This window comes from Halomonas sp. BC1 (assembly GCF_002078135.1).
Classification (GTDB): Bacteria; Pseudomonadota; Gammaproteobacteria; order Pseudomonadales; family Halomonadaceae; genus Vreelandella; species Vreelandella stevensii.
The window spans coordinates 23,975-44,793 of sequence record NZ_LFGS01000013.1 but is presented as its reverse complement, the minus strand read 5'-3'; the positions used below and the strand labels follow the sequence as shown (position 1 = coordinate 44,793).

At 58.9% G+C, this 20,819-nt stretch carries 20 protein-coding genes; 17 read left to right on the top strand and 3 right to left on the bottom strand.

Translation table 11 applies throughout. The features are described from left to right. Positions 1-42 precede the first annotated feature (42 nt). A complete protein-coding gene (locus B7L72_RS11095) occupies positions 43-360 on the top strand; it encodes an integration host factor subunit alpha (protein ID WP_081135795.1) in 318 nt (105 codons plus the stop codon). Between the two features lie 68 nt (positions 361-428). Here the strand turns inward: B7L72_RS11095 and B7L72_RS11090 are convergent, their stop codons facing one another. Next, complete coding sequence (locus tag B7L72_RS11090) at positions 429-635, bottom strand: DUF2788 domain-containing protein (protein ID WP_039181829.1); 207 nt, start codon at positions 633-635, stop codon at positions 429-431. Positions 636-775: 140 nt separating this feature from the next. Here B7L72_RS11090 and B7L72_RS11085 point away from each other — a divergent pair, with 140 nt between their 5' ends. The 8 genes from B7L72_RS11085 (at position 776) to B7L72_RS11050 (ending at position 10,161) form a co-directional block, all read left to right on the top strand. Beyond that, complete coding sequence (locus B7L72_RS11085) at positions 776-1,237, top strand: flavodoxin (RefSeq protein WP_081194336.1); 462 nt, start codon at positions 776-778, stop codon at positions 1,235-1,237. A gap of 2 nt (positions 1,238-1,239) precedes the next feature. Beyond that, positions 1,240-1,608 carry a hypothetical protein gene (locus B7L72_RS11080; protein WP_016913937.1) on the top strand — a complete coding sequence of 123 codons (369 nt, stop codon included), beginning with the start codon at positions 1,240-1,242 and terminating at the stop codon, positions 1,606-1,608. Positions 1,609-1,784: 176 nt separating this feature from the next. Then, complete coding sequence (gene tig, locus B7L72_RS11075) at positions 1,785-3,137, top strand: trigger factor (protein WP_081194334.1); 1,353 nt, start codon at positions 1,785-1,787, stop codon at positions 3,135-3,137. 67 nt (positions 3,138-3,204) lie between these two features. Beyond that, positions 3,205-3,822 (top strand): ATP-dependent Clp endopeptidase proteolytic subunit ClpP, encoded by a 618-nt coding sequence (clpP, locus tag B7L72_RS11070; RefSeq protein ID WP_016913935.1) that lies wholly within the window; start codon positions 3,205-3,207, stop codon positions 3,820-3,822. A gap of 73 nt (positions 3,823-3,895) precedes the next feature. Beyond that, positions 3,896-5,176 carry an ATP-dependent Clp protease ATP-binding subunit ClpX gene (clpX, locus tag B7L72_RS11065; protein WP_016913934.1) on the top strand — a complete coding sequence of 427 codons (1,281 nt, stop codon included), beginning with the start codon at positions 3,896-3,898 and terminating at the stop codon, positions 5,174-5,176. Between the two features lie 164 nt (positions 5,177-5,340). Then, a complete protein-coding gene (gene lon, locus B7L72_RS11060; protein ID WP_081194332.1) occupies positions 5,341-7,767 on the top strand; it encodes an endopeptidase La in 2,427 nt (808 codons plus the stop codon). Between the two features lie 192 nt (positions 7,768-7,959). Beyond that, positions 7,960-8,232, top strand: a complete 273-nt coding sequence (locus tag B7L72_RS11055) for an HU family DNA-binding protein (RefSeq protein WP_009724302.1) — start codon at positions 7,960-7,962, stop codon at positions 8,230-8,232. A 111-nt stretch (positions 8,233-8,343) separates the two neighbouring features. Continuing rightward, the gene (locus B7L72_RS11050; protein ID WP_081194330.1) at positions 8,344-10,161 is read left to right on the top strand and encodes a SurA N-terminal domain-containing protein; all 1,818 of its coding nucleotides are present in this window, start codon (positions 8,344-8,346) and stop codon (positions 10,159-10,161) included. Positions 10,162-10,216: 55 nt separating this feature from the next. Here B7L72_RS11050 and B7L72_RS11045 read toward each other — a convergent pair whose 3' ends face one another. Further along, a complete protein-coding gene (locus B7L72_RS11045; RefSeq protein WP_081194328.1) occupies positions 10,217-11,026 on the bottom strand; it encodes a UDP-2,3-diacylglucosamine diphosphatase in 810 nt (269 codons plus the stop codon). 14 nt (positions 11,027-11,040) lie between these two features. Beyond that, positions 11,041-11,541, bottom strand: a complete 501-nt coding sequence (locus B7L72_RS11040; RefSeq protein WP_016913930.1) for a peptidylprolyl isomerase — start codon at positions 11,539-11,541, stop codon at positions 11,041-11,043. 156 nt (positions 11,542-11,697) lie between these two features. Here B7L72_RS11040 and B7L72_RS11035 point away from each other — a divergent pair, with 156 nt between their 5' ends. From B7L72_RS11035 to B7L72_RS11000, 8 genes are all read left to right on the top strand, one after another. Further along, positions 11,698-13,377 carry a glutamine--tRNA ligase/YqeY domain fusion protein gene (locus B7L72_RS11035; RefSeq protein ID WP_081194326.1) on the top strand — a complete coding sequence of 560 codons (1,680 nt, stop codon included), beginning with the start codon at positions 11,698-11,700 and terminating at the stop codon, positions 13,375-13,377. A gap of 11 nt (positions 13,378-13,388) precedes the next feature. Beyond that, the gene (gene cysS, locus B7L72_RS11030; protein WP_081194324.1) at positions 13,389-14,774 is read left to right on the top strand and encodes a cysteine--tRNA ligase; all 1,386 of its coding nucleotides are present in this window, start codon (positions 13,389-13,391) and stop codon (positions 14,772-14,774) included. Positions 14,775-14,984: 210 nt separating this feature from the next. After that, positions 14,985-16,184, top strand: a complete 1,200-nt coding sequence (locus tag B7L72_RS11025; RefSeq protein ID WP_081194322.1) for an ABC transporter permease — start codon at positions 14,985-14,987, stop codon at positions 16,182-16,184. Further along, positions 16,181-17,140 (top strand): ABC transporter ATP-binding protein, encoded by a 960-nt coding sequence (locus B7L72_RS11020; protein ID WP_016913925.1) that lies wholly within the window; start codon positions 16,181-16,183, stop codon positions 17,138-17,140. The genes B7L72_RS11025 and B7L72_RS11020 overlap by 4 nt, the downstream gene beginning before the upstream one ends. 137 nt (positions 17,141-17,277) lie before the next feature. Further along, a complete protein-coding gene (locus tag B7L72_RS11015; protein WP_176212874.1) occupies positions 17,278-17,949 on the top strand; it encodes an ABC transporter permease in 672 nt (223 codons plus the stop codon). A gap of 134 nt (positions 17,950-18,083) precedes the next feature. Beyond that, positions 18,084-19,286 (top strand): thiamine pyrophosphate-dependent dehydrogenase E1 component subunit alpha, encoded by a 1,203-nt coding sequence (locus tag B7L72_RS11010; protein ID WP_081194318.1) that lies wholly within the window; start codon positions 18,084-18,086, stop codon positions 19,284-19,286. A 1-nt stretch (position 19,287) separates the two neighbouring features. Continuing rightward, positions 19,288-20,265 carry an alpha-ketoacid dehydrogenase subunit beta gene (locus tag B7L72_RS11005; RefSeq protein ID WP_016913922.1) on the top strand — a complete coding sequence of 326 codons (978 nt, stop codon included), beginning with the start codon at positions 19,288-19,290 and terminating at the stop codon, positions 20,263-20,265. Between the two features lie 17 nt (positions 20,266-20,282). Further along, a partial coding sequence (locus tag B7L72_RS11000) for a biotin/lipoyl-containing protein (protein ID WP_176212873.1) occupies positions 20,283-20,819 on the top strand: 537 nt, incomplete at its 3' end.

Here is a 20,819-nt window from a genome sequence, read left to right as displayed (position 1 = left end):
GGCAGTGCGTTTGCTACACCGTTTGCTACATGGAGGAGCCTTATGGGTGCGTTGACCAAAGCAGAGCTAGCAGAGCATTTACATAGCGAGCTGGCGCTGTCAAAACGAGAAGCAAAAGCGATGGTCGAAGCTTTTTTCGAAGAGATTCGCGCTTGCTTACGTGAAAACGAGCAAGTGAAGCTGTCAGGATTTGGTAATTTTGACCTGCGCGACAAGCGTGAGCGGCCGGGCCGTAACCCCAAGACCGGAGAGGAAATTCCGATTTCGGCGCGCCGGGTAGTGACCTTCAGGCCTGGTCAGAAGCTCAAGCAGCAGGTAGAGCGCTATGCGAGCGAAGGTGGTCTTGGTAGGCAGGATTAGCCTTCGCGACCCATGTCAAAAAGGAGTGCCGAGAAGCACTCCTTTTTATGGCTGAACGATCATGGAGGCTACAGGCCTCGCCCTTCGATCAACCAGGTGATGATGACCTTGATGATGTAACCCATCATGCCTGCGCCGAGTACGACGAACAGCATGATCGTGCCGAATTTGCCTGCATTCGACTTTTTGGCCAAATCCCAAATGATGAAGCACATGAACACGATCAAGCCGCCGATCATGATAGGGGTGATCCATGTCTCAAAGGCTTGCTGCATAAGCGCTCCCGCAGATAGAAGATGTAAGAGTAGAAGGAAGAAGGGCGTGCGCAACGTGCGCGGCTTTTGCCAGTCGTGTTAATATTTGACCAAATTCATCAGGTATTTGTCGACTGAACATTGTGAACCGGGAGTAAGCAATGCCAAAGATGACGATTGTGGTGGGCACCATGTATGGCGGTGCCCTTGACGTAGCCGAGCAGGTCAAGCCGCTGTTCGAGAAGGCGGGATATGCCGTGGCCGTGTCTGAACAGCCCACGTTGACAGACGTGAGTGGCGATAATGACCTGACGCTGTTTTGCTTGTCGACCACTGGTAGTGGCGACTTTCCTGGCAATATCGTACCGTTCGTGCGCAGCCTGAAAGATCAGTCACCCTCGCTTACCGGCTTGCGCTATGGACTCATCGCCCTGGGGGATAGCTCCTATGGGGATACATTTTGTGGGGCGGGCCGCGAGCTGGATGAGTTGTTGGCCTCGATGGGGGCGCAGCGCCTTGGGGAGCGCCTGGAAATCGATGCCATGGAAACCTTCATGGCCGATGATGCTGCAGTGCCGTGGGTAGAAGAGTGGATTGTGGCTCAGCAGTTGAAGGTAGTATAGCCATGCAGCCAGCGGTTCACTCTCCTGAACGAGTCAGTATTGCCTTGGGTCTATGCGTGGTCATGCTATCTGCACTGCCGCGCTATCTGGCGGGCGGTCATGAGACGCGTCAAACGCTCATCGTCATGGCTTTGGTGCTGGTGGCAGGGGCAGCGGCGGTGCAGTGGAAGATGCTGCCTGTAGAGGCACGCCAGCGGCTGCCCGGGCTGCTCAAACGTCTGAGCGTCATGATGGTGTTGGGTGCCATCCTCATGGGAAGCTGGCACGCCCTGTTCACTGCGTGGATAAGCTGGCAAGAGTTCATTTCCCATGCGACCACCTGTGGCTTATTGCTGCACGCTGTCACGCTTTGGTGGCGCGCGCGGGATTGAGAGCCGTGAAAGGACCGGATAATCGTTGGTTTTTGGCGCTCGAACCCTTGAAATTGCAGGGCTAGCCCCCATCTTGCGAGCATGGCGCTTGCCACCTTGCGTCAGGGTTCTTAAAATCGCCCTCTTGAATCAATGTTACATAATCAACCCAACGCCCAGCCGCTAGAGGACAATTCATGCAAGTTTCCGTCGAGACGACCTCCCAGATCGAACGCCGCATCACTATTCAAGTGCCGGCAGCAGAAATCGATGGGGCCGTCAGCGCTCGCTTGAAAGAGACGGCGAAAAACGTTCGCTTGAACGGTTTCCGCCAAGGCCGGGTGCCGATGGCCGTTGTTAACCAGCGTTACGGCGACAGCGTGCGCAACGAAGTGGTTGGCGAAGTCATGCGCGAGCGTTACGTGCGCGCCATTACCGAAGAAGGACTCAACCCTGCCGGTTTCCCGCAGATCGAGCCGAAGGTAAACCAGGCGGGCAAGGATCTAGAGTTCGTTGCCATCATGGAAATCTACCCGCAGGTCGAGCTGGCCTCTATCGAAGGTGCCGAGGTAGAGCGTCCGGTCGTTGCCATCAATGATGCCGATGTCGACGAGATGATCGATACCCTGCGCAAGCAAAATGCTGCCTGGGAAGAAGTCGATGCCGCTGCTGCCTCTGGCGATCAGGTCACCATCGATTTTCAGGGTTTCCTGGGCGATGAGCCTTTCGAAGGCGGCAGCGCTGAAGGCCACGCGTTGGTCATCGGATCGAACAGCTTCATTCCTGGTTTCGAAGATCAGCTGATCGGTGCCAAGGCGGGTGAAGAGAAGACGATTTCCGTCACCTTCCCGGTAGATTACCAGGCCGAGCATCTGGCAGGTCAGGAAGCGACCTTCAAGGTCACCGTCCACAAGGTCAGTAGCCAGAAGCTGCCGGAAGTGGATGCGGAGTTCATCGAGCGTTTTGGCGTTGAAGGCGGTGACGAAAGCCAGTTCCGCGCTGAAATCAAGAAGAATATGACCCGTGAAGCGGCACAGGCCGTGGATAACCGTGTCAAGCAGCAGGTGCTGGATGCGCTGAAGAAAGCCAACGACATCCCCGTGCCGAGCGCACTGGTGCAGCAGGAAACCGACGCCATGAAGCGTCAGGCAGCACAGCAGTTTGGTCTGGGTGAAGACTTCGACGTCAGCCAACTGCCCAATGAACTGTTTGCCGATCAGGCCAAGAGCCGCGTGCAGGTTGGTTTGTTGCTGGCGGAGGTCATCAAGGCCAACGAGCTGGATGCCGACGATGATGCCATCAAGGCGAAGGTGGAAGAGCTGGCCGAGCAGTATCAGGACCCCTCTGAAGTCGTCGAGTACTACATGGGTAACGAGCAGCTCAAGACCCAGGTGAAATCGGCCATCCTCGAAGAGAAAGCGGTCGAGAAACTGCTGGAACAAGCGAACGTCAAAGACGTGGAAATGTCTTATCAGCAGGCACTGGCAGCTGCCCAGCAGCAGGCTGAGCAAGATGAGACCGCTGAAGAAGGCGAGCAGGCGGGCGCCTGATTCTCATCGAGTCGCGCACCTGTTCTCAGGTGCGCTTTTCCCTTAACGGACGCAAGGAATCACCCGAATGAGTGAGTTTGATATTCAAAACGCCGGCGGTTTAGTGCCCATGGTGGTGGAGCAAAGCGCCAAAGGGGAAAGAGCCTACGACATCTACTCGCGCCTGTTGAAAGAGCGCGTCATTTTTCTGGTGGGTCCTGTAGAAGACTACATGGCCAACCTGGTGGTCGCTCAGCTGCTGTTTCTGGAGTCTGAGAACCCCGACAAGGATATTCATCTTTACATCAATTCCCCGGGTGGCTCGGTGACGGCAGGCATGTCGATTTATGACACCATGCAGTTCATCAAGCCCGACGTATCCACGGTGTGTATTGGCCAGGCGGCCAGCATGGGGGCGTTACTGCTGACGGCGGGCGCCGCAGGCAAGCGCTACTGCCTGCCTAACTCACGTGTCATGATTCACCAGCCGTTGGGCGGCTATCAGGGGCAGGCCTCGGATATCGAAATCCATACCCGTGAAATTCTCGGTATTCGTGAGAAACTGAACCAGATTCTGGCCCATCACACTGGCCAGGATATCGAAACGGTGGCCCGTGATACCGACCGTGATAATTTCATGAGCGCCAATAAAGCAAAAGAGTATGGCTTGATTGACGCAGTGCTGGATAAGCGTCCTACATCCTGATAGCGTAGTAGGATTCTGCTTTTCTAAGAGCTTTTCAGGCGGCGTTGGCCGCCTTAGTGACAGAGGTACACGAATGGCCGACGGCAAAGGCAAGGACGAAGGTGGCAAGCTGCTGTACTGCTCGTTTTGCGGTAAAAACCAGAACGAAGTACGCAAGCTGATTGCCGGCCCGTCCGTTTATATCTGCGATGAGTGTGTCGACTTATGTAATGACATCATTCGCGAGGAAGTTCTCGAAGCCGATGCCGAGAGCGATGAGGAGCGGCTACCCACGCCCCGCGAAATACGTCATACGTTGGACGACTACGTCATCGGACAAGACCGCGCCAAAATGGTGCTGTCCGTAGCGGTGTACAACCACTACAAGCGTCTCAAATCAGAGGTGCGTGAAGGCGATGTGGAGCTGGGTAAATCCAACATTCTCTTGATTGGTCCTACCGGTAGCGGCAAAACGCTGCTGGCTGAAACCATGGCTCGGCTACTGAATGTACCCTTCACTATAGCGGATGCCACCACGCTGACCGAAGCGGGTTATGTGGGTGAGGATGTCGAGAACATCATCCAGAAACTGCTTCAAAAGTGCGATTACGACGTAGAAAAGGCCGAGCGTGGCATCGTCTATATCGATGAAATCGACAAGATTTCTCGTAAGTCGGACAACCCTTCGATTACCCGTGACGTATCGGGTGAGGGTGTTCAGCAGGCGCTGCTCAAGCTCATCGAAGGGACCACGGCCTCCGTGCCTCCTCAGGGTGGGCGCAAGCACCCCCAACAGGAGTTCGTACAGGTCAATACGGCCAATATCCTGTTCATCGTCGGTGGCGCTTTTGCCGGTCTGGACAAGGTCATCCGTGATCGTGCTGAGAAAGGCGGTATCGGCTTCAATGCCAGCGTGAAAAGCAAAGAGTCCAGCCGTGGCGTTGGCGAGCTGTTGGCCGACGTCGAGCCCGAAGATCTGGTCAAGTTCGGCCTGATTCCCGAGTTCGTGGGTCGTCTGCCTGTCATTGCTACCCTGACCGAGCTGACCGAAGATGCCCTGGTACAGATCCTCACGGAGCCCAGGAATTCGCTGGTCAAGCAGTACGCTAAGCTGTTCGAGATGGAAGACGTGGAACTGGAGTTCAGGGATGAGGCACTGCGTGCCGTGGCTGCCAAGGCCATGGAGCGCAAGACCGGGGCGCGGGGCTTACGCTCGATCCTGGAGTCCGTGCTGCTGGATACCATGTATGAAATCCCTTCTCTGGAAGGCGTCAGCAAAGTGGTCATCGAAGCGTCTGTCATTGCCGGCGAGAGTGAGCCGCTGCTGGTCTATTCCCAGCAAGAGGCTGCCCGGGTTGACGGCACCGATGGCTAACCGCCCGAGGTTCCGCGCGGTCTGATGACCACCGCGTGCCAATCCAAGGGGTCGCCTAGGCGGCCCCTTGTTGTTCACACGTCTTGTATCATGAGCTGCTGGGCAAGGTATCTGGCTTGTTGAAAGCCGCTCGAGTACTCATCCGAAATTGAGGAACGTCTGCGATGCAGCAGAACGCCGATCAGACACAATGTCTACCCCTGTTGCCGTTGCGGGATGTGGTCGTGTACCCGCAGATGGTCATTCCGCTTTTCGTTGGTCGTGAGAAATCCATCCAGGCGCTTGAAGCGGCGATGGAAGCCGACAAACGCGTACTGTTGGTGGCTCAGCGTGAAGCCTCTCAAGATGAGCCGGACAATGCGGATCTGTATGCCATGGGAACCGTGGCAGACATCATGCAGCTTCTCAAACTGCCAGACGGTACGGTAAAAGTGTTGATCGAAGGCAGCTTTCGTGCCGATGTGGTCAGTATCGAGGAGAGTGACGCCGGTTATGCCCAGGCGCATCTTTTGCCCCGGGACAGTGAGCCACTAACCAGTCGTGAACAAGAGGCGCTGGTGCGCGTGCTGCTCAATCAGTTCGAGCAGTACGTCAAGCTGTCCAAGAAAGTACCCAACGAGGTACTCAATTCATTATCAGGCATTGAAGATCCTAGCCGTTTGGTGGACACCATTTGTGCGCACTTGTCGCTGAAGATTGGCGACAAGCAGGATCTGCTCGAAATGGACCGCGTGCGTGATCGCATCGAGCACCTGATGGCACTGATCGAGTCTGAAATCGACCTTCTGCAGGTCGAGAAGCGCATCCGCTCCCGGGTCAAGGAGCAGATGGAAAAGACCCAGCGCGAGTACTACCTGAACGAGCAGATGAAGGCCATCCAGAAAGAAATGGGTGAGCTGGATAACGTGCCTAACGAGGCCGATAAGTACGAGCGTGCCATCAAAGAGTCGGGCATGCCCAAGGAAGCCTCCGATAAGGCAACCCAGGAGCTGAACAAGCTCAAGATGATGTCGTCGAACTCGGCCGAAGCCACCGTGGTGCGCTCCTACCTGGATTGGCTGATTGCCGTGCCCTGGAAAAAGCGTACTCGCGTCAAGCATGACCTGGTGAAAGCCCAGGAAGTGCTGGATCAGGATCACCACGGTCTTGAAGAGGTCAAGGCGCGCATCCTCGAATACCTGGCGGTGCAAAAGCGGGTGCGCAAGATGCGTGGCCCGGTGCTGTGTCTGGTTGGCCCACCCGGGGTGGGCAAGACCTCGCTGGGTCAGTCCATCGCCAAGGCGACCAATCGCAAGTACGTGCGTCTGGCGCTGGGCGGCGTGAGAGACGAGTCTGAAATTCGCGGCCATCGCCGGACGTACATTGGCTCCTTGCCCGGAAAACTGATTCAGCGCATGAGCCGGGCAGGGGTCAAAAACCCGCTGTTCCTGCTGGACGAAGTCGACAAGCTGGGCATGGACCATCGCGGTGACCCGGCCTCCGCGCTGCTGGAGGTGCTGGACCCGGAGCAGAACAACAGCTTCAGCGATCACTATCTGGAGCTGGACTACGATCTTTCCGAGACGCTGTTCATCTGTACGGCCAACTCGATGAACATTCCTGGGCCGCTGCTGGATCGCATGGAAATCATTCGCCTGCCGGGCTACACGGAAGACGAAAAGCTGGCCATTGCCAAACGCTACCTGCTGCCCAAACAGTTGGAGGCCAATGGCCTGAAAGATGAAGAGCTGGCGTTGGAAGACGATGCCTTACTAGAGCTGGTGCGCTACTACACCCGCGAGGCGGGAGTGCGCGAGCTGGAGCGCCAAATCGCCAAGGTGTGCCGTAAAGTGCTACGTGAAAGGTTGGAAGCAGAGCGTACCTCGGGCGCCAAAGCGGGCAGCCAGCTGCAGGCGAAGCAGGTGCTTCTGGCTGACGATATCGAGACTTACGCTGGCGTGCGCCGCTACAGCTACGGCCTGGCAGAGCAAGAGGATCAGGTAGGGCGCGTCACTGGACTTGCCTGGACCTCGGTCGGTGGTGAGCTGCTCAATATCGAGTCCGTGGTGACCCCTGGTAAAGGGCGTCTGCACAAGACCGGCTCGCTGGGCGATGTCATGAAAGAGTCGGTCAGCGCAGCACAGACCGTGGTCAAATCACGGGCCGTTGCCTATGGCATCGACCCACAGCGCTTTGAAAATGAAGACCTGCATATCCATGTGCCAGAAGGTGCGACGCCCAAGGATGGACCTAGCGCAGGTATTGCCATGGTGACGGCCATCGTGTCGGCCTATTCCTTGCGTCCGGTTCGTTGCGACGTAGCCATGACCGGCGAGGTCAATCTGCGGGGTGAAGTGTTACCCATCGGTGGTCTGAAGGAGAAATTGCTGGCAGCCCGCCGCGGTGGTATAAAGACCGTCCTGATCCCTGAGGAAAATCGTCGAGATCTCAAGGAGGTGCCGGACAATATCAAGGGAGCGCTTGATATTCGTCCCGTACGATGGATAGATGACGTGCTGGCCGTCGCGTTAGCCGAAGCGGTGGAAGACAAGGCTGCGTTGAAAGCAGCAGATAAGTCGTTTAGTACCAATGCTGTTGCAAGCACCCATTAAGCGTTAAAGCAGCTGCTGCTTTAATTAACTTAATAAGTTTGCCCAATGCCTTGAGCGATGGGCATTTCACGGTGCGGTTGCTTGACAGGTGTTTCAAGGCATTGCTATAAAACGCAGCTATGCTTTGAGGTTGTTGCACTCGGTGACCGTGCCGTTCAGAGCCATTTTTTTGAAACAGTCAAGGGGTGAAGTGTGAATAAGTCCGAGCTGATTGAAGCTATTGCCGCATCTGCTGATATTCCGAAAGCAGCGGCAACCCGCGCATTGGATGCCATGGTGGAGTCTGTCACCGATAGCCTCAAAAAAGGCGAAAGCGTTTCTTTAGTAGGTTTTGGTACTTTCGCTATCAAAGAGCGTGCCGCACGTACGGGTCGCAACCCTCAGACGGGTCAGCCGATCGAAATCAGCGCTGCCAAGGTGCCCAGCTTCAAAGCCGGTAAAGCGCTGAAAGACGCCGTCAACTAATTGGCTCGCGTTTGCTGTAAGCTAATGGGCGCATCGCATCCGCGATGCGCCCATGTTCTTTTCTGGCCCATTGGTTTGGGCGATAAATGGCTTTGATGATCTGAGGCTAGCATGCTGCAAAGTATTCGAGATGGCTCCAGAAGCTGGGGTGCCAAGATAATCATTGGTGTCATGGTCGCGGCCATGGCGCTTTTTGGTGTGGAGTCGCTGTTCAGTGTCTTTGGTAGCGACCCCAATGAAGTGGCGAGCGTCAACGGCGAGCCCATCCTGCGGCAGCAGGTAGAGCTCGAGGTGCAGCGTGCGCTGCGCTCTGGGCAAGTGCCTCCTGAGCAGGAGCGGGCACTACGCAACGATATGCTCGACCAGCTCATCACCCAGTCCTTACTGCGTCAGTATGCTGAGGAGGGCGGCTTTTATGTCTCCGATGCTCAGCTTGACCAGATGATCGTGACGCTGCCTGAGTTCCACGATCAGGATGGACGCTTCTCTGCAGAGGTATTCCGTAATCGCCTGGCAGGCGCGGGTTACACCCCGCTATCGTTCCGTGAAGAGTTGCGGGTGGATATCAAGCGTCAGCAACTGCAGCAGGGTCTAGCCTTCAGTGACTTCAGTCTGGCCAATGAAGAGCAGCGCCTGGCAGACCTGCAGGGCCAGCAGCGTGATTTCCGTTACGTGATGCTGGATGCCGATGATGCTGCTTTTGAGGTAGAGGTTACCGAAGAGCAGATGCAGGCCTACTATGACGCCAATCAGCAACGTTTCGAGCGTCCTGAGCAGGTGCGCGTCGAGTATGTGATCATCGACCGTCAGGCCATGGCCGAAGATGTCGACGTGGACGAGAGCGAACTCCGCGCTGCCTGGCGTGAGCAGAATCGCGATGCCGACCGTCGTGTCTCCCATATCATGGTGACCTTTGGCTCCGAGCGTAGCCGTGATGAGGCCCAGCAGCTGGCCAATGAGGCGCTGGCTGCCTTGAACAGTGGTGAGCGTTTTGCCGACACTGCCGTGCGCTTTTCGGACGATACCGCCAGTGCCGAGCAGGGCGGTGACCTTGGGGTGATCAGTCGCGGCTTCTTTGGCGATGCTTTCGATGACGCTGCGTTTGCCCTTGGGGTCGGTGAAACGTCCCAGATCGTCGAAATGGACGGTGCCTTCCATATTCTGCAGGTCACTGAACTGAACGCGCCCTCTTTCGAAGAGCAGCGTGACCGTTTGGCCCAGGAAGTGGCGCTGCGCGAGGTCAACGATGACTTCAATCGCCAGGTACAGCGTCTGATCGATGAAAGCTTTGCCGCAGAAGATCTGCAATCCGTTGCGGACGATCTCGGCTTGACGCTTAACGAAAGTGACTGGCTGGCCCGTGGGGAAGGAGAGGGTGCGCTTTCCGAGCCGGGCGTGCTGGATGAAGCGTTCAGTGCTGACGTGCTGGGTGAAGGTTACAACAGCGAAGTCATCGAGTTGGACAACGATCGTCGACTGGTGCTTCGCGTGGCCGAGCATCGTGACGCGACGCTCTTGCCGCTGGACGACGTGCGTGATCAGGTAGAGCAGGCTGTGGCAGCTCAGCAGCGTCAGCAGGCGTTGCAGGAAGAAGCCAACGAGATGATCGCGGCACTGCGCGATGGTCAAGCGTTGGAGCTCGACTGGATGAATGCATCCAACATCACTCGTCAGTCGGACAGCACCTTGCCGCAAACACTGGTCCGTGAAGTGTTCCGCATGCCACACCCTGAAGAGGGTGACAGCGTTTACCGCGCTGTGGCCTTGCCTCAGGGCGTTGCCGTCGTTGCTCTGGACAGTGTCAGCGAAGGGCAGGCCGACGAACAGATGAATGCTTTCGTCGCGCAAATGGCCGAACAGCTGCGGGCTCAGGCGATCATTCAAGGGTTGATCGATGACCTGCGAAGCGATGCCAGAATAGAGCGCTGAAACGAAAAAGCCGATCCATGTGATCGGCTTTTTTAGTGGCTAGCGAAGTGCTTAGTCAGTGCTTGGGAAGTGCTTGGTGCGATTCGCCGTCGAACCCGGGCGGGTTGGTCAGCGAGAACTGGCGCAGTACGGGCTCCGGGTGGCGCTCGCTCGAGTGCTCCACGACAATGTCCCAGCCATGTTGCTCGTCCCAATCCCCTAGCACGAAACGCTTGGCTGGCACGTCTTCCACGGTGAGGTCATGGACCTTGGGGCGATGGGTGTGGCCATGGATCATGATGTTCACCCCATGGCGCTCCATCATGGCCACGACTTCCTCGTGGGTCACATCCATGATGGCCTCGGCCTTGTTGGCGTTGGCATCGCCAGACTGCATGCGCAGGCTCTTGGCCAACTCGAGCCGCTGCTCCAGCGGCATGGCCAGGATCTGCGCCTGCCACTCAGGGTGGCGAGACTGGGCGCGAAACGCCATGTAGGCCTCATCTTTGGTGCACAGGCTGTCACCGTGCAGAATGACGGCGGCTACGCCCTGTAATTCCACTTGTTCACTGTCGGGCAGCAGGGTGGCCTGGCAGGCGTTGATGAAGCGTTCGCCGATCAGGAAGTCCCGGTTACCGTGGATGAAAAAAATGGACGTGCCCGCATCGCTCAGTGCCCGCAGGCGCTCGATCACCTCATGGGCCACTCCGCTGAGGGGGTGAGGCGTATCCAGCAAGTCGTCTCCGATCCAGGCGTCGAACAGGTCGCCCAGAATGTACAGATCCTCGGCCCCTTTGGCGGTATGCTCCAGGTAACGATAAAACCCCTGATTGAGCTCAGGGGTGTCGTTACTCAAATGCATGTCAGCGATCAGCAGCGTACGCATAAGACTCCCGACGGTTATTCCGCATCCTTCAGGTAAGCGCGCTCGATGACCACGTCCTCGGCGGGGACGTCTGCGTGCATGCCACGGCGCGTGGTGCTCACGGCCTTGATGGCGTTGACCACGTCCATGCCATCCACTACTTCACCAAATACCGCGTAACCCCAGCCTTGCAGACTTTTGCCGCTGTGGTTCAGGAAGCTGTTGTTACCGACATTGATGAAAAACTGGGCGGTGGCCGAGTGGGGGTCCTGGGTGCGGGCCATGGCCAGCGTGCCGATGGTGTTCTGCAGACCGTTGTCGGCTTCGTTTTCGATGGGGTCGCGTGTCGGCTTCTGGTTGAACTCCTGGTCGAAGCCACCCCCTTGAATCATGAAACCATCGATGACCCGGTGGAACAGCGTGCCGTCGTAAAAGCCATCGCGCACGTACTGCTCGAAATTGGCTGCGGTGGCAGGCGCTTTTTCGTGATTGAGCGCAATAGTGATGTCACCGTGGTTCGTCTGTAATACGATCATGGATAAATTCCTGTTCAATAAAGGCGTTCGCCTTGGCGCTGTGCATCGGCGTCACGTTATAATAGCGGTTTTGCTCGGCACCGCGAAGCGCTAACCCGTTTAGCATAGGCATCGGTTGCCCGGCACGCCATCCACGATGAGGTTATCAACACCACCATGACCAACGAGACCACCCCAGCGCCGAACTTCATTCGCAACCAAGTACGCGACGAGATAGCGGGCGGCCAGGTCACCAAAATTGTGACGCGCTTCCCTCCGGAGCCCAACGGCTTCCTGCATATCGGCCATGCCAAGTCGATCTGCCTGAATTTCGGGCTCGCCGAGCAGTTGGGTGGTGAGTGTCATCTGCGGTTCGACGACACCAACCCGGCGAAGGAAGAGCAGGCGTATATCGATGCCATCAAGGAAGACGTCAGTTGGCTGGGCTTCGAGTGGGCAGGCCCCGTGCGCTTTGCCTCCGATTATTTCGAGCAGCTCTATGCCTGGGCGCAGCACCTGATCCGCGAAGGGAAAGCCTATGTCGACGACCTCTCTCCCGATGAGATTCGCGAGTATCGCGGCACCTTGACCGAACCCGGCAAGCCCAGCCCTTACCGGGAGCGCAGCGTCGAAGAGAATCTCGATCTGCTGGAGCGTATGCGCCACGGCGAGTTTGCCGAAGGCGAGAAAGTGCTGCGCGCCAAAATCGACATGGCGTCGCCCAACATCAATCTTCGCGACCCCATTCTGTACCGTATTCGTCACGCCCATCATCACCAGACCGGTGACGCCTGGAAGATCTACCCTTCCTACGACTTCACCCACGGCCAGTCGGATGCCATCGAAGGGATCACCCACTCCATCTGTACCCTGGAGTTCGAAGACCATCGTCCGCTGTACGAATGGTTCCTGAACAATCTGCCGGTGCCCGCCAAACCCCGCCAGATCGAGTTTGCGCGGCTGAACCTCGACTACACGCTGACTTCCAAGCGCAAGCTCAAGCTGCTGGTGGATGAGCAGATCGTGGATGGCTGGGACGATCCACGTATGCCGACCATCTCGGGCATGCGCCGCCGCGGCTATACCCCGGCTTCGATCCGCAAATTCTGTGAAATGATCGGCGTGACCCGTTCGGATGGCGGCCTGGTGGACATTGCCATGCTGACCCATGCCATTCGTTCGGATCTGGAAGACAACGCCCCCCGCGCCATGTGTGTGCTGAAGCCGTTGAAAGTGGTGTTGACCAACGTGCCGGAAGGCCACGAAGAGGTCTATGAAGTGCCGGGCCACCCCGCCCGTGACGACATGCCCATGCGCAAGGTGCCGTTTGGTCGCGAGCTGTATATCGACCAGGATGACTTCATGGAAGATGCGCCGAAGAAGTTCTTCCGCCTGGCCCCTGGCAAGGAAGTGCGTCTGCGCAATAGCTACGTGATTCGCTGCGATGAAGTGGTCAAGAACGACGCCGGCGAGATCCAGGAGCTGCACTGCTCGGTGGACTTCGACACCCTGGGCAAAAATCCGGAAGGCCGCAAGGTCAAGGGCGTCATCCACTGGGTCAGCGCCACCCACGGTGTGCCGATGGAGGTGCGCCTCTACGACAACCTGTTTATGGTCGAGCAGCCGGATCGCGACAAGGATGTGGATTTCCTCGAGCACCTGAATCCCGAGTCGCTGGTCACCTGCCAGGCCATTGGTGAGCCAAGCCTGGCCAGCGCCGCGCCGGAAGATCGTTTCCAGTTCGAGCGGATGGGCTATTTCTGCGCCGACCGCCACGCCTCCAGTGCAGAGCACCTGGTGTTCAACCGCACCGTGGGTTTGAAAGATAGCTGGGCGAAAATCAAACAGAAGGGTTAAGGAAACGTCATATGCACATTTACAATACGCTGACACGCCGCAAAGAGCCTTTTAAGCCCCTTGTCGATGGCAAGGTAAGCATGTACGTCTGCGGCATGACGGTGTATGACTACTGTCACCTTGGCCACGCCAGGGTGATGGTGGCCTTTGACGTGATTACCCGCTACCTGCGTCACCGTGGCTACGACGTCACCTACGTGCGCAACATCACGGATATCGACGACAAGATCCTCAAGCGTGCCGAGGAGAACGGTGAGGCCATCAGCGCGCTCACCGAGCGCATGATCGCGGCGATGCATGAAGACGAGGCGCGGCTGAATGTGCTGCCCCCCAGCCAGGAACCCCGTGCCACGGAACATATTGGCGACATCATCCGCATGATCGAAACGCTGGTAGAAAAAGGCTTTGCCTACGCCGCGGACAACGGCGACGTCTACTATCGGGTGCGCAAGTTTGCCGATTACGGCAAGCTCAACAATCGCCAGCTGGATGACATGCGCTCTGGCGCGCGCGTGGAAGTGGACGTGCACAAGGAAGACCCGCTGGACTTCGTGCTCTGGAAAGCGGCCAAACCGGGAGAGACCCATTGGCACTCCCCCTGGGGAGACGGCCGCCCAGGCTGGCATATCGAATGTTCGGCCATGTCCACCTGCTGCCTGGGGGATACCTTCGATATTCATGGCGGTGGGCCGGATCTGACCTTCCCCCATCACGAAAACGAGATTGCCCAGTCGGAAGCGGCTACGGGCAAGACCTACGTGAACACCTGGATGCATGCCGGTGCCGTGCGCGTCAATCAGGAAAAGATGTCGAAGTCGCTGGGCAACTTTTTCACCATTCGTGATGTGCTGGCGGAGCATGACCCGGAGGTCGTGCGCTATTTGCTGGTGGCCAGCCACTATCGCAGCCCGATCAACTACTCCGTGGATTCGCTGGTCGAGGCGCGCAAGTCGTTGACGCGCCTGTATACCGCCCTTGATGGTGTCGAGGTGGCATCTGAGGGTGAGCAGGGGGCTTACGCCGAGCGTTTCACTGCTTCCATGGATGATGATTTCAATACCCCGGAAGCGCTGGCCGTACTGTTCGACCTGGCAAGAGATCTCAATCGTGCCAAGAGCGATCAGCCGGAAGCAGCGCCCCGCCTGGCCGCAGAGCTGCAGCGCCTGGCGGGAGTGCTGGGGCTCTTGCAGCAGACGCCGCAGGCCTTCCTGAAAGGGGCGCAGCATTCGATGGCGCTGGGCGAAGACGAGATCGAAGCCAGAATTGCCGAGCGTCAGGCGGCCAAGGCCAACAAGGACTTCGCCCGCGCCGATGCCATTCGTGACGAGCTGGCTGCGCTTGGCATCGTGCTGAAAGACTCACGAGAAGGCACGACCTGGGTTATCGAAGCGCCTTGAGGATGCAGGAGATCAGACGCCGTTGAGGCGGCGTCTGACTTCAACGCAGTTGCCTCGTATACTGAAGCGACACCCTCAGGATGCTCACTCAAAGGATGACCCCAATGCGCCTATTGCTGAACCCCCTGCTGACCGCCTGCCTGTCCACGGTGGTCGTTATCTGCCGACCCAGTGGCCCGCGAATATCTCGATAGCCTGGATGACTGATGAATGTCGTTGATCGACGCACTGCCATCGCCAGCGGCCATTCGGCGCCGCTGGCAACCTAATGTCGTACTGCTGTGCCTGAGTGCCGTCATGCTGGTGGCCGCCTGGTCTTTCCATCTGGTGACCGTAGCGCCCAATCGGATCGTCACGGGAACCGGGTTTGGGATGGTGGCAGCCATTGGCTGGCCCGGTGGCGTACTGGTATCGCTTCTGTTCATTGCCATGGCCGCCCTGGCCTGGCTGCCCAGCACGCGCCATTATCGGGCGCTGCTGGGGGTGATTACCCTGACGCTGCTGCTGATGCCGTTTGGCCTGATGGTCGCCGGGCACTGGCTGATACCCCCGGATGCGCCTCAGGCCAGGCTGGGCATCGGGACTGCCTACTGGACGGTGCTGTTCGTGCTGTTGCTGTGTCTGGTGGAAGTACGCCTGCGGCTTGGGCTATCCCGCTGGTGGACAGCGCTGCTGCTGCTCGGCATCGGCACCTTGTGGTGGCTGTGCGCTGCCTTCGGATTGCAGTCGCTGGCCCTGGTGCAGGAGTTTCAGGCCCGGGAGCGGCAGTTCTATCGTGCGTTGAGCCAGCATATCGTGCTGGTCAGCAGTGCCGTGAGCGTCAGCGTCGTGCTGGGCATGCTGCTGGCCATGCTGATGCGCCGCTACCGGCGCCTGCAAACCGTCGCCTTTGGGCTGCTCAATTTTCTGCAGACGATTCCCAGCCTGGCGCTGTTCGGTTTGCTGTTGGCCCCTCTGGCGTGGCTGGCGGCCAACGTGCCTGCCTTGGCAGCCATGGGCGTCAGTGGAATTGGCAATGCCCCGGCACTGATCGCCTTGATTGCTTACAGTCTGCTGCCCATGGTGCGTAATACTTACGTTGCCCTGGAGGAGGTCAGTGCAGAAACCCTGGAAGCGGCCAAGGCCATGGGAATGCGAAGCCCGCAGCGGTTCTGGCAGGTGCGACTACCGCTGGCGCTGCCGGTGTTGCTGGAAGGGGTAAGAGTCACCGCCGTGCAAGCCATCGGGCTTACGGCGGTGGCGGCGCTGATTGGTGCCGGAGGACTTGGCACCTTCATTTTTCAAGGGTTGGGGCAGGCGGCCATGGACATGGTGCTGCTGGGTGCGCTGCCAATCCTGGTGCTGGCGCTGATCGTGGATGCAGCATTAGGGGCGCTGGCGGAAGCGCTACGCCCCGGAGGACAGCAATGATCGAGCTTTCCCATGTCTCCAAGCAGTTTGGCGACGAAACGGCGGTGGATGATATTTCACTACGGGTGGCCAAGGGCAAGTTCTGTGCCCTGGTGGGCACCTCCGGATGCGGTAAGTCCACCACTCTGCGCATGATCAATCGGCTGATCGAGCACACCCGTGGCGACATCATTCTGGATGGCCAGGCGATAGAGCACTACGACCCGGTCAAACTTCGCCGCCGTATTGGCTACGTCATCCAGAGCACCGGCCTGTTCCCGCACTGGACCGTCGCGCGCAATATTGGCCTGGTGCCGCGGCTGTTGAAGTGGGCTCCTGCCGAGGTCAGCCGCCGTGTCGAAGAGCTGATGGGTTTGCTGGGGCTGCCGGTGGGCGAGTTTGCACACAAATACCCGCATCAGCTTTCCGGCGGGCAGGCGCAGCGTGTGGGGGTGGCCCGCGCGCTGGCCGCAGACCCCGATATCCTGCTGATGGACGAGCCGTTTGGAGCCCTGGATCCGATCACCCGAGACAAGCTGCAGGATGAGCTGGCCCGCCTGCAGGCTCGGCTGCACAAGACCGTGGTGCTGGTGACTCATGATATGGATGAAGCCCTGAAGCTGGCCGACCACCTGGTCGTCATGCGCGAGGGGCGTATCGTCCAGCAGGGCACGCCTTTGGCGCTGTTGCAGCATCCCGCCGACCCCTTCGTCGATTCCTTGCTGGGCGGGCTGGAGCGGGGGCTCAAGCAGGCGGGGCTGACGCGCGTCAAGGATCACATGGCGTCTCTGGGCCCCACGCTGCCAGCCCAGTCGCGTATTCCCGCTGACTTTTCGTTGCGGCAGGGGCTTTCCATGATGCTGCGTGACCACAGCGACCGCTTGACCGTGGTGGACCAAAACGATGTGCCCATAGGCGAGCTGTCGCTGCGTAGAATCGTCAAGGAAGCCCAGTTGGACAGGGGCACCCTAACGTGATGCCGGATCCATCTCGCTCTGCGTCTTCGACCTCAGCCACTTCGAGCGCTGTCCCCGCGAGCTCCACCGCTTCGCGCTATGCCGCGTGGGGCTGGCCACTGGCCTGGGCAGCCCTGCTACTGGCGCTAGTGTTGGCAATGCCCGCTCTGGAACCGCTGTTTCGCTGGGTAGAGCCCAATGCGCGGCAGGTGATCTACGGGCGTGCCGATTTTGTCGATTTGCTGGCCCGGCATCTGCTGGTGGTGAGCGTGGCCGCGCTGGTCACGCTTCTGGTGGGCGTCTCGGCAGGCATTGCCGTCACCCGGGCCAGGGGGCGGGATTTCCTGCCGCTGGTTGCTCAGCTTTCGTCGCTGGGCCAGACGTTCCCGCCCGTGGCGGTGCTGGCGCTGGCCGTGCCGGTACTGGGGTTTGGCACGCTGCCGATCATCGTGGCGCTCATGCTGTATGGGCTGCTGCCCATCGTGCGCAATACCTTGACGGGCATCATCGAAGTAGACCCCAGCGTCAAACAGGCGGCCATCGCCATGGGTATGACGCCCTGGCAGCTGCTGTGTCATGTCGAGCTGCCGCTGGCCCTGCCGGTCATTCTGGCGGGCGTTCGCACCTCGGTCACCATCAACATTGCCACGGCGGCGCTGGGCGCGACCGTGGGGGCCAGTAATCTGGGTGACCCGATCATCGCGGGAATCGTCAATGGCAACATGGCGTACATCGTCCAGGGGGCGCTAGCGATTGCCCTGCTGGCGCTCAGTGTCGATAGTGCCTTCAATGCCCTCCAACAACGCCTTGCACGCCGATCTGCGTCTTAAGTTGAATCCCTAACGGCGGGAGACTGCGTTACTGTCCAGGTGTTGCGTTGACGTGTGTCAGATAAATCCACTGGCACAAACGGTCATCACCAACAACACTGCCCTCAAAAGGGGTAAAAACAAGGACAATAACGATGACTCAGTTCGTACATCAGCCGGCCTTCATGACCGGCGACGAATTCACCATAGACACTTTCAGCGTGCTCAGCCCCGAGGGCGAGCTTTATGAAGGTGCCGATGAACCCACCTTGAGCCGCGATCACGCCCGCAGGCTCTACCAGGCCATGCTGGCCACGCGTATTCTCGATGAGCGCATGATGGCCGCGCAACGCCAGGGCAGGCTCAGCTTCTACATGCAGTGTACCGGTGAAGAGGCCGCGGTGGTGGGTGCCACCGCAGCCCTGGACGATGCCGACATGGTCATGGCGCAGTACCGTGAACAGGGCTCACTCGTGTATCGCGGGTTCTCCATCGACGAGTTCATGAATCAGCTGTTTGGCAACGAGCTGGACTATGGCAAGGGGCGGCAGATGCCGATCCACTATGGTTCCCGCAAGCTGCATTACATGACCATCTCTTCGCCGCTGGCCACTCAGATTCCCCAGGCGACCGGCTATGCTTACGGCCAGAAGCTCGCGGGTGAAGGCCACTGTACCCTGACCTTCTTCGGTGAAGGGGCTGCCTCGGAAGGCGACTTCCACGCCGCCCTGAACATGGCCTCGGTGCATCAGGTGCCGGTCATTTTCTTCTGTCGCAACAATGGCTATGCCATCTCGACGCCCGCCACCGAACAGTTTGCCGCCGATGGCATTGCCCCGCGCGCGTTCGGCTATCACATGCACGTCATCCGCGTGGATGGCAACGACGCCCTGGCCGTCTTCGAAGCCACCCGCCAGGCGCGCAAGATAGCCGTGGAGCAGCATCAGCCGGTGCTGATCGAAGCCATGTCCTATCGCTTGGCGGCGCACTCCTCCTCGGACGACCCATCGGGCTACCGTGCCAAGAGCGAAGAGGAGGCGTGGCGAGTCAAGGACCCGCTATTGCGCATGCAGCGCTGGCTGGTGAGTAAAGGGTGGTGGAGCGACGATGAGGAGTCCCGCCAGCAGGAGAGCCTGCGGCGAGAAGTGTTGGAGACCATGAAGCGCGCCGAAAAGCGTCCGCCGCCGCCGCTGGACTCCTTGATCACCGATGTCTATGCCGACGTGACGCCTGCCTTGCAGCGCCAGTTGGATCAGTTGAAACGGCACATTCGCCGCTATCCCGATGCCTACCCGCGCGGCGCTCAGTCGCTGGACCCCAGCGTATCGACGGCCCACGACGCACAGGGAGATGCCTAGTATGAGTACCATGAACATGCTGCAGGCCATCAATAACGCCCTGGACATCGCCATGGCGGAAGATGACAAGGTCATCTGCTTTGGTGAAGACGTGGGGGTTTTTGGCGGGGTATTCCGAGCGACCAGCCATTTGCAGGAGAAGTATGGCAAGGCGCGCTGTTTCAACACGCCGCTGGTGGAGCAGGGCATCATCGGCTTTGCCAACGGTCTGGCTGCCCAGGGCTCGGTGCCCGTGGCGGAGATCCAGTTCGCCGACTACATCTTTCCCGCCTTCGACCAGATCGTCAACGAAACCGCCAAGTTCCGCTACCGCTCTGGCGATCTGTTCAACGTGGGTGGCCTGACCATCCGCACGCCGTATGGCGGCGGCATCTCGGGTGGCTTGTATCACTCTCAGTCGCCGGAAGCCTACTTTACCCACACGCCGGGCCTCAAGGTAGTGGTGCCGCGTAACCCCTATCAGGCCAAGGGGTTGCTGTTGGGGGCGATCCGTGACCCCGACCCGGTCCTGTTTCTGGAGCCCAAGCGCCTCTACCGGGCCGCCGTGGGCGAGGTGCCCGAAGACGACTATCAGCTGCCCATTGGTGAGGCCGAAGTCGTCAGGGAGGGCAGCGATATCACCCTGGTGGGTTGGGGGGCGCAAATGGAGGTGATCGGCAAGGCCGCCGAGCTGGCCGAAGAGCAGGGCATTGCCTGCGAGGTCATCGATCTGCGTTCACTGCTGCCCTGGGATGTGGATACCGTTGCCGAGTCGGTCTTCAAGACCGGTCGTATGATCGTCAGCCACGAAGCGCCGCTGACCGGCGGTTTTGCCGGTGAGATCGCCGCCACGATACAGGAGCGCTGTTTTCTCTATCTGGAGTCGCCGATTACTCGGGTGACCGGACTGGATACACCTTTCCCGCTGATCCTGGAGAAAGAGTACCTGCCGGACCATCTGAAAATTTTTGAAGCGATTCGCGAAAGCGTGAATTTTTGACGCAAGGGAGAGCGGTCATGAGTGATTTTTTACTACCGGATATCGGTGAAGGCATCGTCGAGTGTGAAGTGGTGGAGTGGCGAGTGGCCGAAGGCGACACCATCGAAGAAGACCAGCCCATCGTCGAGGTCATGACCGACAAGGCGCTGGTGGAGATCACTGCGCCCGAAGCGGGCACGGTGACCAAACTGTATGTGCCCCAGGGGAAAATCGCCAAGGTGCATGCGCCGCTTTACGCGTATCAGGGTGCAGAAGAGGGTGCCAAAGAGAGTGCAGAAGAGGTTGCAGAAAAGAGTTCAGAGAACCCCCGTTCCCCTGCCAGCGACGCTGCTGATACCAGTAAGCCGCCACCTTCTACGCCATCGCCCAACGTCGAACAATCGGCGCCACAGTGCCCGACGGAAGGGCCAGCCTGTCCGGTGAAAACCCCGGCTAGCCCGGCCGTCAGACGGCTGGTGCGCGAACATCGACTGGTGCTGGCGGACATTGCCGGTAGCGGCAAGGATGGCCGCGTATTGAAGGAAGACGTGCTGGCGCATGTGAAGTCCAGCCAC